General features: G+C 68.0%; 10 protein-coding genes. All 10 read left to right on the top strand.

All coding sequences use genetic code 11. The annotated features are described in order from the left end of the window. Positions 1-222 precede the first annotated feature (222 nt). Positions 223-3,666 carry a cutinase family protein gene (locus MK786_RS02255; RefSeq protein ID WP_241110625.1) on the top strand — a complete coding sequence of 1,148 codons (3,444 nt, stop codon included), beginning with the start codon at positions 223-225 and terminating at the stop codon, positions 3,664-3,666. 87 nt (positions 3,667-3,753) lie between these two features. Further along, positions 3,754-3,984: a DUF6704 family protein gene (locus MK786_RS02250; RefSeq protein ID WP_241110624.1), complete on the top strand. Its 231-nt coding sequence runs from the start codon at positions 3,754-3,756 to the stop codon at positions 3,982-3,984. 1 nt (position 3,985) lies between these two features. Beyond that, positions 3,986-4,762 (top strand): indole-3-glycerol phosphate synthase TrpC, encoded by a 777-nt coding sequence (trpC, locus tag MK786_RS02245; RefSeq protein WP_241110623.1) that lies wholly within the window; start codon positions 3,986-3,988, stop codon positions 4,760-4,762. Then, the gene (gene trpB, locus MK786_RS02240) at positions 4,759-6,024 is read left to right on the top strand and encodes a tryptophan synthase subunit beta (RefSeq protein ID WP_241110622.1); all 1,266 of its coding nucleotides are present in this window, start codon (positions 4,759-4,761) and stop codon (positions 6,022-6,024) included. The genes trpC and trpB overlap by 4 nt, the downstream gene beginning before the upstream one ends. Then, positions 6,021-6,815 carry a tryptophan synthase subunit alpha gene (gene trpA / locus MK786_RS02235; RefSeq protein WP_241110621.1) on the top strand — a complete coding sequence of 265 codons (795 nt, stop codon included), beginning with the start codon at positions 6,021-6,023 and terminating at the stop codon, positions 6,813-6,815. Before trpB ends, trpA begins: the two co-directional genes overlap by 4 nt. Positions 6,816-6,868: 53 nt before the next feature. Continuing rightward, on the top strand, positions 6,869-7,870 hold the full coding sequence (gene lgt / locus MK786_RS02230) for a prolipoprotein diacylglyceryl transferase (RefSeq protein ID WP_241110620.1): 1,002 nt from the start codon (positions 6,869-6,871) through the stop codon (positions 7,868-7,870). 69 nt (positions 7,871-7,939) lie between these two features. Beyond that, the gene (gltB, locus tag MK786_RS02225; protein WP_241110619.1) at positions 7,940-12,544 is read left to right on the top strand and encodes a glutamate synthase large subunit; all 4,605 of its coding nucleotides are present in this window, start codon (positions 7,940-7,942) and stop codon (positions 12,542-12,544) included. Further along, complete coding sequence (locus MK786_RS02220; RefSeq protein ID WP_241110618.1) at positions 12,537-14,003, top strand: glutamate synthase subunit beta; 1,467 nt, start codon at positions 12,537-12,539, stop codon at positions 14,001-14,003. Before gltB ends, MK786_RS02220 begins: the two co-directional genes overlap by 8 nt. Positions 14,004-14,047: 44 nt before the next feature. Beyond that, positions 14,048-15,496, top strand: coding sequence for a pyruvate kinase (gene pyk, locus MK786_RS02215; protein ID WP_241110617.1), 1,449 nt, complete (start codon positions 14,048-14,050; stop codon positions 15,494-15,496). An 80-nt stretch (positions 15,497-15,576) separates the two neighbouring features. Then, on the top strand, positions 15,577-15,954 hold the full coding sequence (locus MK786_RS02210; RefSeq protein ID WP_241110616.1) for an SHOCT domain-containing protein: 378 nt from the start codon (positions 15,577-15,579) through the stop codon (positions 15,952-15,954). Positions 15,955-16,027 lie beyond the last annotated feature (73 nt).

Genomic DNA, 16,027 nt, shown 5'->3' with positions numbered 1-16,027 from the left:
CAACCTGCGTCGATGTCGGTCGGTCGGGCGTCTCGTACTGGCGGGGCCGTTGGTCGCACTTTCCTCACTGTCGTCGTCGTAATCGTGCTCGCGCTGGGGACAGCGGGTCCAGTCCACGCCGCCACGGCGTTCAAGACGGCACCGACGCCGACGATCTCGGGGACGGCGGCAGCGGGGTCCAAGTTGACGGCGAATTCTGGGACGTGGTTGCCGACGGCGACCTTGAGCTACCAGTGGAAGCGCAACGCCACGGCGATCAGCGGAGCGACTGCTAAGACCTATCTGGTGACTGCAGCCGACCGCGGAACGAAGATCACGGTCACGGTGACGGGGAAGCGTGCGGGCTACACGACGACTTCTAAGACGAGTGCAGCGAAGGCGATCCCGACGATCGCATTCACGACGGCTCCGGCACCGACGATCTCGGGCACGGCTGCCGTGGGACAGACGCTGACCGCGACGCCGGGGACGTGGTCGCCGACGGCGACCTTGACCTATCAGTGGAAGCGCAACGGCACCGCCCTCGCGGGTGCAACCACGAAGACCTACGGCGTGGTCGCCGCCGACCGCGGAACGAAGATCACGGTCACGGTGACCGGAAAGCGTGCCGGCTACACGACGACCTCAAAGACGAGCGCCGCAACGACCATCCCGACGACCGCTTTCACGACGGCACCGACGCCGACGATCTCGGGGACAGCTGCTGTAAGCCGGACGCTCACCGCGAATCCCGGGACGTGGTCGCCGGCGGCGACCCTGACCTACCAATGGAAGCGCAATGGAACAGCTATCAGCGGCGCGATCGCGAAGACGTATCTCGTGGCGGCGTCCGACCGTGGCACGAGCCTGACAATTACGGTGACCGGCAAGCGTGCCGGCTACACGACGACGACGAAGACGAGTGCGGCGAAGACAATCCCGACGATCGCGTTCACAACGGCGCCCGCGCCGACGATCACGGGCACGGCTGCGGTAGGCCAGACGCTCACCGCGAATCCCGGCACGTGGTCGCCGACGGCAACTTTCACCTATCAGTGGCAGCGGAATGGCACGGCCATCACCGGCGCCACTGCGAAGACATACGTAGTCATCGCGGACGACGGCGGCTCGACCCTCACCGTCACCGCGACCGGCTCCAGGACGGGATACACAACAACCAGCAGGACGAGCGCCAGCAAGACCATCCCGACGGTGCCGTTCACGGCGGCGCCGACGCCGACGATCACCGGTACTGCAGCTGTCGGTCAGACGCTGATGGCGAGTCCTGGGACGTGGTCGCCCACAGCGACGCTGAGCTACCAGTGGAAGCGCGACGGCGCCGCGATCCCGGGAGAGACCGAGAGTTCGCATGTCGTCGCCCCCTCGGACGCGGGCACCGAACTCTCGGTGAGCGTGACGGGTGCACGAATCGGATACACGACTACAACGCGCACCTCCTCGGGACTCACGGTGGCGGCGACGGGTCGGGTGACCATTCCTCTCGGTGGGCCGATCGCCGAGGATATGACGCTGCTGCCGGCGGATGAGGCGATCTACGTCGTTTCAGGAGCCCTTCGCGTTCCGCAGGGGCAGACGCTCACCATTCCTGGCGGCGCCGTCGTGAAGTTCGCTCCGGGCGCCGGCGCCGACCTGTACGTGAGTGGTTCGCTTGTGGTGGAGGGGACGGTGGGGAATCCGGCGATTCTGACGTCGCTTTATGACGACACCGTGGGTGGTGACACCAATGGTGACGCGGATGACACCACCCCGCAGGCCGGCAACTGGGGCGGCATCACGTTGGAGAGCGGGTCGAGTGGGTCGGTGTCTGTGACGCATGCGCGGGTTCGGTATTCCGGTAGTGGAGTCACCGGGGATGGTGCGTTGTTCATGGTTCGGGATTCGCAGATCGATGGCAGTGTCAGTACGAGTCGTTCGTCGGGTTCGACGTATGCAGGTCGGAAGATCGAGATCACGGGGAACGCGATCAGTGGTGGTGGTCTGTCGGTGACCGATGACAACACCTCGGCCGGGGCTGTGCCGTTGGTGGTCACCGGGAACACGGTGAGTGGAAACTCGTCGGGCTATCCGATCGAGATCGCTTCCCGTGGACTGCGGCCGTCGAATCTCGTCGGCAACATCGTCACCGGAAACAAGATGAACGTGCTCGCCGTTCGGGGAACGCTGGTCGAGGACTGGACCATCCCCACGAGCGGACCGCAGCTCGTGATCGCCGACGGCAACTTCCGCGGCAGCAACTATTACGGGCTCACCGTAGCCGCTGGCGTCACGCTCACAGTGCCCGCGGGTGCGCTGCTCAAATTCGCCCCCGCCAACGCGGTCAGATACGACTACTACGCAGACAAGTCGTTCCTCAGCGTGAGTGGTTCGCTTGTGGTGGAGGGGACGGTGGGGAATCCGGCGATTCTGACGTCGCTTTATGACGACACCGTGGGTGGTGACACCAATGGTGACGCGGATGACACCACCCCGCAGGCCGGCAACTGGGGCGGCATCACCGTTCAGGCTGGCGGAGCACTTCGGGGGACTGCGCTCGACGTTCGCTTCGCAAGTACCGGCATCTCGATGTCGAAGACTTCTGCGCTGGCACTGAACTCCTCCTCGATCACGCGGGTGGGACAGACATGCTTGGAAGTCAGTGGAGCTGACAGCGCCAGCTACTTCCACGGCATTGTTCGCGATTGCGAGTACGGGATCTTCTCGACCAGCCTTACGTACCTCGATGCCTCAGATGTCGACTGGGGCGACGGGCAGCCTCCTGGCAACGGTGTCGACGGTCGGCCGCGCGCGGCGGGGCCAGGCGTCGACGTCTTCCCGTGGGTCGGCTGGGTCGAGCCGCCGCCGGCACCGCAGCCCGTCTACTACCCGGCCTCGTCATGCAGAGATCTGCTCGTCATCGGTGTGCGTGGCTCTGGAGAGGAAGCGACGACGACCAACCGCCGCATGGGAAATATGGTGAACCGGTTCTACGACGCCTTCGTCACGGAACTCGCCAAGATGGTCGGAACACCGGTCTCGAGTCGGACTCTGGGCCTGGAGTACCCCGCGTACGCAGTACCGCTCTCTGCCTCGGATGCTCCCGGGCTCCTGACATACACGAGCGGGGCGTGGTACGGCGCTGTCGAGCTGATGTCGGCGATCAAGACCGAGATCGAGCGGTGCGGGAGCTCCGGCGAGAGGATTGTTCTTGTCGGATACTCACAGGGTGCGTGGGTGATCCATTCAACCATTGCGTATATGCAGAAGACGGGAAGGCTGCCCGTCAACAACCTAGCCTCCGTCCTCCTCATCGCAGACCCGCAACGATCGCAGCTCGGGGCCGAGCTCAATATGGGCACGGCAACGTCGGATACGTGGGGCGTCGCGAACGCCCAAGTCGTCGGTGTTCCCGCCGCTAAGTTCAGCAACTGGCTTGCCGGATCGATTTATCCGGATGTTCGGGAGTTCCAGGCGAGCAACATCAGCAGTACCGACCTGATCACCCCCGTGGACATACCCGTCGCGCTGTTGTCCCGAGTCGTGACTATCTGTAATTCCTCCGATCCTGTATGCGCAATCGGAGGGCGAGGCTTCCCAGACATCAACGTGCACAGTGAGTACCCGACGTCAAGCTCATGGCTTAGCTTCGTGACGGAGGCAGCATCAACGACCCGTATCTATGTCGATTAGTCACGAACCCCCAACCTGTCACGTGGCGAGGATCCGACCGCCTGACCGCTAGACTGACGTCATCCCGCGCCTAACTGGAGGAGATCCATGAGCAACCACATCGGCGACCCCGGCCACGGACACTCGCCCGCCGCCTGGACGGCCGTAGTGATCATGCTCGTGGCGGTCACCCTCGGCACGCTCTTCTACTGGTTCGACATGCCCGTGCTCGTGTGGGCGTCGGCTGCGCTTCTGGTCGTCGGCCTCATCGTCGGCTGGATCATGGCCAAGGCCGGCTACGGCGTCAACGGCCCGAAGTACACCGCGAAAGAGCACTGACGTGCTGGCCGACCTGACGGCCGGCGCGGTGGAGGATGCCGAGGCGCGTGCCTCGGCGCGGCCCATTGCCGCGGTCGAGGCGGCAGCGCTCGCGCAGCCGTCGGCGCGCGATGCTCTGGCCGCCCTCGCCCCCGCCGACCGCGTGAAGATCATCGCGGAGGTCAAGCGCGCGAGCCCGTCCCGCGGCGACCTCGCCGCCATTCCCGACCCCGCTCATCAGGCACAGCTCTACCAGCAGGGCGGCGCGTCCGCGATCTCGGTGCTGACTGAGGGGCGACGGTTCAAGGGCAGCCTCGCCGACCTCGAGGCGGTCAAGGGTGCGGTCGAGCTGCCCGTGCTGCGCAAGGACTTCATCGCCACCGAGTACCAGGTGCTGGAGGCCCGCGCGTCGGGCGCCGACCTCGTGCTGCTCATCGTCGCCGCGCTCGAGCAGGACGTCCTCGCCCGGCTCCACGCGCTCACGCTCGAGCTCGGCATGACGCCGCTCGTCGAAGCCCACGCTGCCGACGAAGTCGACCGCGCCGCCGACGTCGGTGCGCGCGTCATCGGCGTCAACGCCCGCGACCTGTCGACGTTCGAGCTCGACCGCGATCTCTTCGGCCGCCTGGCCGACCGCATCCCCGCCGGGGCGGTGAAGGTCGCGGAGTCGGCCGTGCTCGCACCGGCCGACGTCGCGCACTACCGTGCGGCGGGGGCCGACGTGGTGCTCGTCGGCGAGGCGCTCGTCACGAGCGACCCCATCACCACCCTGAAGGCGTTCCTGGAGGCCGGCGCATGAGTCTTCGCGAGGCATCCGGACCCTTCTTCGGTGACTTCGGCGGCCGGTACATGCCCGAGTCGCTCATCGCGGCGATCGACGAGCTCACTGCCGAGTACGAGGCGGCCAAAGCCGATCCTGCCTTCCAGGCGGAGTTCGTGCGGCTGCTGAACACGTACGCCGGGCGTCCGTCGCCGATCACGGAGGTGCCGCGGTTCGCCGAGCACGCCGGCGGTGCGCGCGTGTTCCTCAAGCGCGAAGACCTCAACCACACCGGCTCGCACAAGATCAACAACGTGCTCGGCCAGGCACTGCTGACCCGCCGCCTCGGCAAGACGCGCGTCATCGCCGAGACGGGCGCCGGTCAGCACGGTGTGGCGACGGCGACGGCGGCCGCGCTGTTCGGCCTCGAGTGCACCATCTACATGGGCGAGGTCGACACCGAGCGCCAGGCGCTCAACGTCGCCCGCATGCGCCTGCTCGGAGCCGAGGTCGTCCCGGTCACGACCGGGTCCCGCACCCTCAAAGACGCGATCAACGACGCGTACCGCGACTGGGTCGCCACCGTCGAGACGACGAACTACATCTTCGGCACGGCGGCCGGCCCGCATCCGTTCCCAGCCATGGTCCGTGATTTCCAGAAGGTCATCAGCGAAGAGGCGCGCGCGCAGCTCCTCGACGAGGCCGGGCGCCTTCCCGACGCCGTCCTCGCGTGCGTCGGCGGCGGCTCGAACGCCATCGGCATGTTCGACGCCTTCCTCGACGACGAGGGTGTGAAGCTCTACGGCGTGGAAGCGGCGGGCGACGGCGTCGACACTCCGCGCCACGCCGCCTCGATCGAGCGGGGTCGCCCCGGCGTGCTGCACGGCGCCAAGACCTTCGTGCTGCAGGACGACGACGGCCAGACCATCGAGTCCCACTCGATCTCTGCGGGGCTCGACTACCCGGGCGTCGGCCCCGAGCACGCGTGGCTCGCCTCCATCGGCCGCGCCGAGTACATCCCCGCCACCGATGACGAGGCCATGCAGGCGCTGCGTCTCCTCTCGCAGACGGAGGGCATCATCCCGGCCATCGAGTCCGCCCACGCTCTCGCCGGCGCGCTGCGGATCGGGCGCGAGCTCGGACCCGACGCGATCCTCGCCGTCTGCCTGTCCGGCCGCGGCGACAAAGACATGGACACCGCGGCGCGCTACTTCGAGCTGTACGACGAGGGAGCGGATGCCGCGACCGCGGCGGCAGCTCCGCACGACGAGGCCGCAAAGGGCGAGGGGGAGAAGCTGTGACCTCGCGCGTCGCCGCCGCGATCGACGCAGCCCACGCCGACGGGCGCGGAGCGTTCATCGGCTACCTCCCGCTCGGCTTCCCCGACCTGCAGACGAGCATCGACGCCGCAGTCACCCTGGCCGAGAACGGGGCCGACATCCTCGAGCTGGGCCCGCCCTACTCCGATCCCGTGATGGACGGCACCGTCATCCAGGAAGCGACCCAGGCGGCCCTCGCCGGCGGCTTCCGCCTGCGCGACACGTTCACCGCCGTCGCCGAGATCACGCGCCGCGTCGATGTTCCGGTGCTCGTCATGACGTACTGGAACCCGGTGCTGCAGTACGGCGTCGACCGCTACGCCGATGAGCTGCGCGCAGCAGGCGGGGCGGGGCTCATCACGCCCGACATCACGCCCGAAGCGGCGAGCGAGTGGATCGCCGCGAGCGAGCGCACCGGTCTCGACCGCGTCTTCCTCGCCGCGCCCACCTCCACCGATGAGCGCCTCGACCTGATCGTGGAGAACTCGACCGGCTTCGTGTACACGGTGTCGACGATGGGCATCACGGGGGAGCGGGCGGAACTGGATGCCGCGGCCCGCACGCTGGTCGGTCGTCTCCGCGAACGTGGAGCCGAGCACGCCTGCGTCGGCATCGGCATCTCGAATGCGGCGCAGGTTGCCGGCGTACTGGGCTATGCCGACGGCGCGATCGTCGGCACCGCCCTCGTGCGCGCCCTGCGCGACGGCGGGCTGGAGGGCCTCGGCGAGGCCGCTCGCGCACTTGCAGCGGGCACGATCCGCACCGCGAACTAGACTTCTGACGTCGGCCCGCCGCCGACCTCCCCACAGCAAGGATTCCCGCTCCCATGATCAACGCCGCACCGAGCCTCGCCCAGGGCGTCGTCGCCAGCATCCCGAGCCCTTCCGTCAGCTCGTTCCAGCTCGGCCCGCTCACGATCCACTTCTACGCGCTGTGCATCATCGCGGGCATCATCGTCGCCGTCTTCATGACGAACCACCGCCTCACCAAGCGGGGCGCCGAGCCGTGGGTCGTCATCGACATCGCGCTGCTGGCGGTGCCGCTCGCGATCATCGGCGCGCGCATCTACCACGTGCTCACCCACTTCGACTTCTACTTCGGAGAGGGCAGGAACCCGCTGTCCGCGCTGTACATCTGGGAGGGCGGCATCGCGATCTACGGTGCCCTGATCGGCGGCGCCGTCGGCGCGTGGCTGGGCTGCCGCTGGACGGGCATCCGGTTCTGGGCCTTCGCCGACGCCCTTGCACCCGGACTCCTGCTCGCGCAGGCGATGGGCCGCTTCGGCAACTGGTTCAACCAGGAGCTCTTCGGCCTGCCCACCGACCTGCCGTGGGGCCTCGAGATCGCGTACCCGAACCCGGCGTGGCCGGTCGGGCTCCCCGAGGGCACGCTGTTCCACCCCACGTTCCTCTACGAGGTCGTGTGGAACGTGCTCGGCGTGGTGGTGCTGCTATGGGCCGGCCGCAAGTTCCGACTGCAGTGGGGTCGCCTGTTCGGCCTGTACCTCATCTGGTACAGCGGCGGGCGCATCGTGTGGGAGTCGATCCGCATCGATCCGAGCGACATCTTCCTGGGAGTGCGCACCAACGTGTGGGCAGCGATCCTCGGCGTGATCCTCGGTCTGGTGATCTTCTTCGTGCAGAAGCGCCGTCACCCCGGCTACGAGCCGTCGCCCTATGTGTCCGGACGCGAGTGGACTGCCGGACAGGCTGTACAATCGCAGGACACCGACGACTTCGTCGACGTCAGCGAACCCCCGACGTCCGAGTCTGTCGAAGGCACCGCCACAAGCACCCCCGCCACGAAACAACGCATGCTGAACAGCTAGCACGTGCAGTTCGACTAGCACAGGGCCGACGTCGTCCCATCTTGAAGCATCAACGTGAGGACGGTAGGTATGGCTTCGAGCCCCCGTCGCGTCGTCTCCTCCGAGACGAGCACCCAGAACAGCGGCACGGCCGGCTTCCCCGGCAAGCAGGGCATGTACAACCCCGCCTTCGAGAAGGACGCCTGCGGGCTGGCGATGGTCGCCACGCTGCGCGGCGAGGCCGGGCACGACATCATCGACCTCGCGCTGACGGCGTTGCGCAACCTCGAGCACCGCGGTGCGATCGGCTCCGATGCCGGCACCGGCGACGGCGCGGGCATCCTCACGCAGATGCCCGACGCCTTCCTGCGCGCGGTCGTCGACTTCGAGCTGCCTCCGGTGGGGGAGTACGCGGCGGGCATGGTGTTCCTGCCCCGTGACGACGAGGCGCGCGCCGCCCAGAAGACGGGGATCGAGCGGATCGCGGCATCCGAGAATCTCACCGTCCTCGGCTGGCGGGAGGTGCCCACGGTCGACGAGAACCTCGGCAAGCTCGCGTTCGCGGCGCGCCCCGTGTTCGAGCAGCTGTTCGTCTCACGTCCGGCCGTCGGTGACGCGCCGGCATTGTCGGGCATCGCGCTCGACCGGCGCACGTTCCGTCTGCGCAAGCGCGCACGCACCGAGCTCGACGCCTACTTCGTGTCGCTCTCGGCGCGCACGCTCGGCTACAAAGGCATGGTCACCACGCTTCAGCTCGAGCCGTTCTACCCCGACCTGCAGGACGAGCGCTTCGCCTCGGAGCTCGCCGTCGTGCACTCGCGCTACTCGACCAACACGTTCCCGTCGTGGCCGCTCGCGCAGCCGCTGCGCATGCTCGCCCACAACGGCGAGATCAACACGGTCAACGGCAACCGCAACTGGATGCGCGCGCGCCAGTCCCAGCTCGAGTCCGAGCTGCTCGGCGACATCGATCCCCTCCTGCCGATCTGCACGGACGGCGCGAGCGACTCGGCGTCGTTCGACGAGGTGCTCGAGCTCCTGACACTGACGGGTCGCAGCCTGCCCCACGCGATCATGATGATGGTGCCGGAGGCCTACGAGAAGCAGGCCGACATCGACCCAAAGCTGCGCTCGTTCTACGAGTACCACTCGATGCAGATGGAGCCCTGGGACGGTCCGGCCGCGCTGATCTTCACCGACGGCACGCTGGTCGGTGCGACCCTCGACCGCAACGGACTGCGCCCCGGTCGGTGGACCGAGACCACCGACGGCCTCGTCGTGATCGGCAGCGAGACGGGCGTGCTCGACATCGCCCCCGAGCGCATCAAGCGCCGCGGGCGTCTGCGCCCGGGACGCATGTTCCTGGTCGACACCGTGCAGGGGCGCATCGTCGAAGACGACGAGATCAAGCGTCAGCTCGCCGAGCTCGAGCCCTGGCAGGAGTGGCTCGACTCGGGTCGGGTGCGCCTGGCCGAGCTTCCCGAGCGCGAGCACATCGTGCACCCCATCGCCTCCATCACGCGCCGCCAGCGCACCTTCGGCTACACCGAGGAGGAGGTCAGGATCCTCCTGACCCCGATGGGCCAGACCGGCGCCGAGCCGCTCGGCGCAATGGGAAGCGACACCCCGGTGGCCGTGCTCAGCGAGCGACCGCGTCTGCTCTTCGACTACTTCACGCAGCAGTTCGCGCAGGTCACCAACCCGCCGCTCGACTCCATCCGCGAAGAGGTCGTGACGTCGCTGTCGCTGGGCCTGGGCCCGGAGCGGAACCTCCTGGAGTGGGGGCCGGGCCACACGCGCGTCGTGACGCTCGACTTCCCGGTCATCGACAACGACGAGCTCGCGAAGATCCAGCACATCGACACCGCCCTCCCGGGCCGCACGTCGGTCACGATCCGCGGTCTCTACCGCGTCGAGGCCGGACACAAGGGCATGCAGAAGCGCCTCGCGCAGATGTGCCAAGAGGTCGACCAGGCGATCGAGGACGGCGCCGAGTTCATCGTGCTGTCGGACCGCGACTCCAACAAAGACCTCGCACCCATCCCGTCGCTGCTGATGCTCGCCGCCGTGCACCACCACCTCATCCGCAACCAGACCCGCATGAAGTGCGGCCTCGTGGTCGAGGCAGGCGATGTGCGGGAAGTGCACCACGTGGCGACGCTCATCGGGTATGGCGCATCCGCCGTCAATCCGTACCTCGCGATGGAGACGGTCGAGTATCTCGTCCGAGCCGGGTACATCACGGGGATCACCCCCGAGAAGGCGGTCCGCAACCTCATCTACGCGCTCGGCAAGGGCGTGCTGAAGATCATGTCGAAGATGGGCATCTCGACCGTGTCCTCGTACGCGGGCGCACAGGTGTTCGAGGCCGTGGGCCTCTCGCAGGAGTTCGTCGACAGGTACTTCACCGGCACCGAGACGAAGCTCGGCGGCGTCGGGCTCGACGTGATCGCGTCCGAGAACTCGGCGCGTCACGCGTACGCGTACCCGGAGGACGCCGCGGTGCGCGCGCACGAGCGGCTGTGGACCGGCGGCGAGTACCAGTGGCGGCGCGACGGCTCGCCGCACCTCTTCAACCCCGACACGGTCTTCCGGCTGCAGCATGCGACGCGGACCCGCCGCTACGACATCTTCCGCGAGTACACGAAGCTCGTCGACGACCAGGCCAACGAGCTCAAGACCCTCCGCGGACTGTTCAAGCTCAAGACGGCCGGCCGCTCGCCCGTGCCGATCGACGAGGTCGAGCCGGTGTCGTCGATCGTGAAGCGGTTCTCGACCGGAGCGATGAGCTACGGGTCGATCTCCCGTGAGGCGCACGAGACGCTCGCGATCGCGATGAACCGTCTCGGTGCCAAGTCCAACACGGGCGAGGGCGGCGAAGACGTCGATCGCCTGCTCGACCCGGAGCGCCGCAGTGCGATCAAGCAGGTCGCCTCGGGCCGGTTCGGCGTGACGAGCCTCTACCTCACGGAGGCCGACGACATCCAGATCAAGCTCGCTCAGGGCGCCAAGCCGGGGGAGGGAGGCCAGCTGCCGCCCACCAAGGTGTACCCGTGGGTGGCGCGCACGCGTCACGCGACGGCCGGCGTGGGACTGATCTCGCCGCCGCCCCACCACGACATCTACTCGATCGAAGACCTCAAGCAGCTCATCTTCGACCTCAAGCGGGCCAACCCAGGCGCGCGGGTGCACGTGAAGCTCGTGAGCCAGTCGGGCATCGGCGCGGTCGCGGCGGGCACGGCGAAGGCCCTGGCCGACGTCATCCTCGTCTCCGGCCACGACGGCGGTACGGGCGCCAGTCCGCTCAACTCGCTCAAGCACGCGGGAACACCGTGGGAGCTCGGACTCGCCGAGACGCAGCAGACCCTCATGCTCAACGGCATGCGCGACCGTGTCGTCGTGCAGGTCGACGGGCAGCTCAAGACCGGCCGCGATGTGATCATCGGAGCGCTGCTCGGCGCCGAGGAGTTCGGGTTCGCGACGGCGCCGCTCGTGGTGTCGGGCTGCATCATGATGCGCGTCTGCCACCTCGACACCTGCCCCGTCGGGGTCGCCACGCAGAACCCGGTGCTGCGCGAGCGCTTCACCGGCAAGCCGGAGTTCGTCGTCAACTTCATGGAGTTCATCGCCGAAGAGGTGCGCGAGTACCTCGCCGAGCTGGGCTTCCGTTCGCTCGACGAGGCGATCGGCCACAGCGAGCTGCTCGACATCGACGGAGCCGTCGAGCACTGGAAGGCGAGCGGCCTCGACCTGTCGCCCGTGCTCGAAGGCCCCGCGTTCGCCGATGACGAGCCGCGCCGCAACACGACGGCTCAGCTGCACGAGATCGAAGACCACTTCGACGTGCCGCTCATCGAACTCGCCCACGACGTCATCGAGAACGGCGGCGAGCTGACGATCGACCTCCCGATCCGCAACACCGAGCGCGCCGTCGGCACGCTGCTGGGTCACCACGTGACCCGGGCGCGCGGCGAGAACGGGCTGCCGTCGGGAAGCATCGTCGTCAACCTGACCGGCTCGGCCGGGCAGTCGTTCGGAGCGTTCATGCCCGCCGGCATCACCCTGCGGCTCGAGGGCGACTCGAACGACTACGTCGGGAAGGGTCTCTCGGGCGGACAGATCGTGGTGCGGCCTCCGCGGGGCGCCACCTTCGACGCGTCCCAGAACGTCATCGCCGGGAACGTGATCGGCTACGGTGCGACGCAGGGCACGCTGTTCCTGCGTGGAGTCGTGGGGGAGCGGTTCTTCGTCCGCAACTCCGGCGCGACCGCCGTGGTCGAGGGCGTGGGCGATCACGCGCTCGAGTACATGACGGGCGGCCTCGCCGTCATCCTGGGTGCGACGGGGCGCAACCTCGGCGCCGGCATGTCCGGCGGCACCGCCTACGTGTACCGGCTCGACCGCAAGCTGGTGAACCGCGAGGCGCTCGCGACCGGCGAGCTCGTACTCGGCGAGCTGGGCGCCGGTGACGCCGAGATCCTGCGCGACCTGCTCGAGCAGCACGTCGCAGAGACCGAATCGACGCTCGCGGCGGCCCTGCTTGCCGACTTCGACAACGAGCTCGACAACTTCGTCCGCGTCCTTCCGCGCGATTACGCCGCGGTGCTCGAGACGCGTCAGACGGCCGTCGCCGAGGGGCTGGACCCCGACGGCGATGTCGTCTGGAACCGCATCCTGGAGGTGACGGGTGGCTGACCCGAAGGGCTTTCTGAAGGTCACCGAGCGGGAGCTGCCGCCGCGGCGTCCCGTGCCGGTGCGCATCATGGACTGGAAAGAGGTCTATGAGCCGGGCGACACCGCCGTCCTGCGTCGGCAGGCCGGTCGTTGCATGGACTGCGGCGTCCCGTTCTGCCACAAGGGATGCCCGCTGGGCAACCTCATCCCCGAGTGGAACGACCTCACGTGGCGGGGGGAGGGCCGCTCGGCGATCGAACGCCTGCACGCGACCAACAACTTCCCGGAGTTCACGGGCCGGCTGTGTCCGGCGCCGTGCGAGAGCTCGTGCGTGCTGGGCATCAACCAGCCGGCCGTGACGATCAAGCAGATCGAGGTCTCGATCATCGACGAGGCGTTCGCGCACGGCTGGGTGGAGCCCGAGCCGCCGGGACGCCTCACCGGCAAGACGGTCGCCGTCGTGGGCTCCGGTCCGGCCGGCCTGGCCGCCGCCCAGCAGCTCACGCGCGCGGGCCACACCGTGGCCGTGTTCGAGCGTGACGACCGCATCGGAGGGCTGCTGCGGTATGGCATCCCGGACTTCAAGATGGAGAAGAAGCACCTCGAGTCGCGGCTTCGCCAGATGCGGGACGAGGGCACGCGCTTCCGGGCGGGCGTCGAGATCGGCAAGGACATCGCGTGGAATGACCTTCGCGCGCGTTACGACGCCGTCGTCATCGCGACGGGCGCGACGATCCCGCGCGAACTGGCCATCCCGGGCCGTGATCTCGCCGGCGTGCACTTCGCCATGGAGTACCTCATCGAGTCGAACAAGGTCGTGGCGGGCGATGCGATCGCCAACCAGATCTCCGCCGAGGGCAAGCACGTCGTGGTCATCGGCGGCGGTGACACCGGCGCGGACTGCATCGGCACCGCCCACCGTCAGGGCGCGCTGAGCGTCACGAACCTGGCGATCGGCCGGCGTCCTCCGGGCGAGCGTCCCGACCACCAGCCGTGGCCCATGGCGCCGACCCTCTTCGAGGTGTCGTCGGCGCACGAGGAGGGCGGCGAGCGTTCGTACCTCGCCTCCACGGTCGAGTTCCTCGGCAACGACGGCGGCGAGGTGCGTGCGCTGCGCGTTGCCGAGACCGAGTTCGTCGACGGCCGCCGTGTGCCCAAGAGCGGCTCCGAGCGCGAGATCCCGGCGGATCTGGTGCTCATCGCGATGGGCTTCACCGGTCCGGAGCGCGCCCTGCTCGAGGAGCAGCTCGGCGCCCAGTTCACCGGCCGCGGCAACGTGCACCGCGAGAACGACTACCAGACGACGGCGCCCGGAGTGTTCGTCGCGGGCGACGCCGGCCGCGGCCAGTCCCTCATCGTCTGGGCCATCGCGGAGGGCCGTGCAGCCGCCGCGAGCGTTGACTCCTACCTGATGGGCGAAACCCAGCTGCCTGCCCCTGTCCGCCCCACTGATGTCGCCATCGGCCTGCAGCCCGCGTAGGCTGGCCACGGCATTCGCCCCCGAAAACCCGGAGAAACACACGGATGAGACGCGCCAAAATCGTCGCAACCCTTGGCCCCGCCACGTCGTCTTATGAGAGCGTCCGCGCGATCATCGACGCCGGCGTGGACGTCGCCCGCTTCAATCTGAGCCACGGCGACTATTCGATCCACGACAACAACTTCGCCAACGTACGCAAGGCCGCCGACGACGCAGGACGCGCGGTCGCCATCCTCGTCGACCTCCAGGGCCCGAAGATCCGCCTCGGCAAGTTCGAGAACGGCCCCCACGACCTCGCTGTCGGCGACATCTTCAAGATCACCGTCGACGACATCGTGGGCACCAAGGAGATCGTCTCGACGACCTTCAAGGGTCTGCCGCAGGACGTCAAGGCCGGAGACTTCCTCCTGATCGACGACGGCAAGGTGCGAGTCGAGGTCGTCGAGACCGACGGCACCGTCGTGACGACGAAGGTCATCGTGGGCGGCCCGGTCTCCAACAACAAGGGCATCAACCTGCCCGGCGTCGCGGTGAACGTGCCCGCGCTGTCCGAGAAGGATGAGGCCGACCTGCGCTGGGGGCTGCGCGCCGGAGCCGACATCATCGCGCTCTCGTTCGTGCGTGACGCGAAGGACGTACAGCGCGTTCACGTGATCATGGCCGAAGAGGGTCGCCACGTGCCCGTGATCGCGAAGATCGAGAAGCCGCAGGCCGTCGACAACCTCGAGGAGATCATCGACGCGTTCGACGGCATCATGGTCGCGCGAGGCGATCTCGGCGTCGAGCTGCCGCTGGAGGCCGTGCCGATCGTGCAGAAGCGGGCGGTCGAGCTGTGCCGACGCATGGCCAAGCCGGTCATCGTCGCGACGCAGATGCTCGAGTCGATGATCGAGAACCCCGTCCCGACCCGCGCCGAGACGAGCGACGTCGCCAACGCCGTCCTCGACGGCGCCGACGCGGTCATGCTCTCGGGCGAGACGAGCGTGGGCAAGTACCCCGTCGTCGTGGTCGAGACGATGGCCCGCATCGTCGAGTCCACCGAGGAGCACGGACTCGAGCGCATCCTTCCGCTGACGACCAAGCCCCGAACGCAGGGCGGCGCGATCACCCTCGCCGCACTGGAGGTGGCCGAGTTCGTCGAGGCGAAGTACCTCTGCATCTTCACCGAGTCGGGTGACACCGCGCGCCGCATGTCGCGGCTGCGCCCGCGCATCCCGATGATCGGATTCACCCCCGAGCCGTCGATCCGACGCCGCATGGCCCTCACGTGGGGTGTCGAGTCGGCGCTCGTCGAGCACGTCGCGCACACCGACCGCATGTTCATCCAGGTCGACGACTACTTCCTCTCGAGGGACCTCGCGAAGGTCGGCGACAAGGTCGTCGTGATCTCGGGTTCGCCTCCTGGGATCATCGGCTCCACCAACGACATCCGCATCCACAAGATCGGCGATGCGGTGCACGGCAAGGCGCCGATCTACCAGTCCGGCGAGTAGTCCCGGCAATCCTGCCTCGGAACGGTCGCGCTCACTATGCTGAGCGCGACCGCTCCGTTTTCCGGGCAGGAGGCCCTCGCATGGATCTGTTCTGGTGGCTGTTGTGGATCTTCTGGTTCGTCGCCTACATCTACGTCGTGATCGTCGTGATCACCGATCTCTTCCGGGATGACAAGCTGAGCGGCTGGTTCAAGGCGCTCTGGATCATCGCGCTGGTGTTCGTGCCGTTCCTGACCGCGCTGGTGTACGTCATCGCCCGCGGCTCGGGCATGGCGCAACGCGCGCGGGAGCGCTACGCGAGCGCCCCCGAGAACGACGACTACCGGCCTGCCGCGTCGACGAGTCCCTCGGAGGACATCGCCAAGGCGAAGGCCCTGCTCGACGCGGGGACGATCACGCAGGGTGAGTTCGACGCCCTCAAGAGCAAGGCGCTGGGCGGCCAGTACTTCGGCGCGTAGCCGGGGGAGGACGCGACGAAGGCCATTCGACGGCGGGTGATCGACAGCCCGGCCCCGGGCCCCGCACGCCTGG

Origin of the sequence: Microbacterium sp. CFH 31415, assembly GCF_022538185.1 — a bacterium.
GTDB lineage: Bacteria > Actinomycetota > Actinomycetes > Actinomycetales > Microbacteriaceae > Microbacterium.
This window is presented reverse-complemented; position numbering and strand designations above follow the sequence as displayed.

Bases quoted from the DNA above. Each gene is read 5' to 3' on its own strand.
- lgt (WP_241110620.1), top strand. From the start codon at position 6,869: ATGATCAACGCCGCACCGAGCCTCGCCCAGGGCGTCGTCGCCAGCATC.
- MK786_RS02210 (WP_241110616.1), top strand. From the start codon at position 15,577: ATGGATCTGTTCTGGTGGCTGTTGTGGATCTTCTGGTTCGTCGCCTAC.
- MK786_RS02250 (WP_241110624.1), top strand. From the start codon at position 3,754: ATGAGCAACCACATCGGCGACCCCGGCCACGGACACTCGCCCGCCGCC.
- pyk (WP_241110617.1), top strand. From the start codon at position 14,048: ATGAGACGCGCCAAAATCGTCGCAACCCTTGGCCCCGCCACGTCGTCT.
- trpB (WP_241110622.1), top strand. From the start codon at position 4,759: ATGAGTCTTCGCGAGGCATCCGGACCCTTCTTCGGTGACTTCGGCGGC.
- gltB (WP_241110619.1), top strand. From the start codon at position 7,940: ATGGCTTCGAGCCCCCGTCGCGTCGTCTCCTCCGAGACGAGCACCCAG.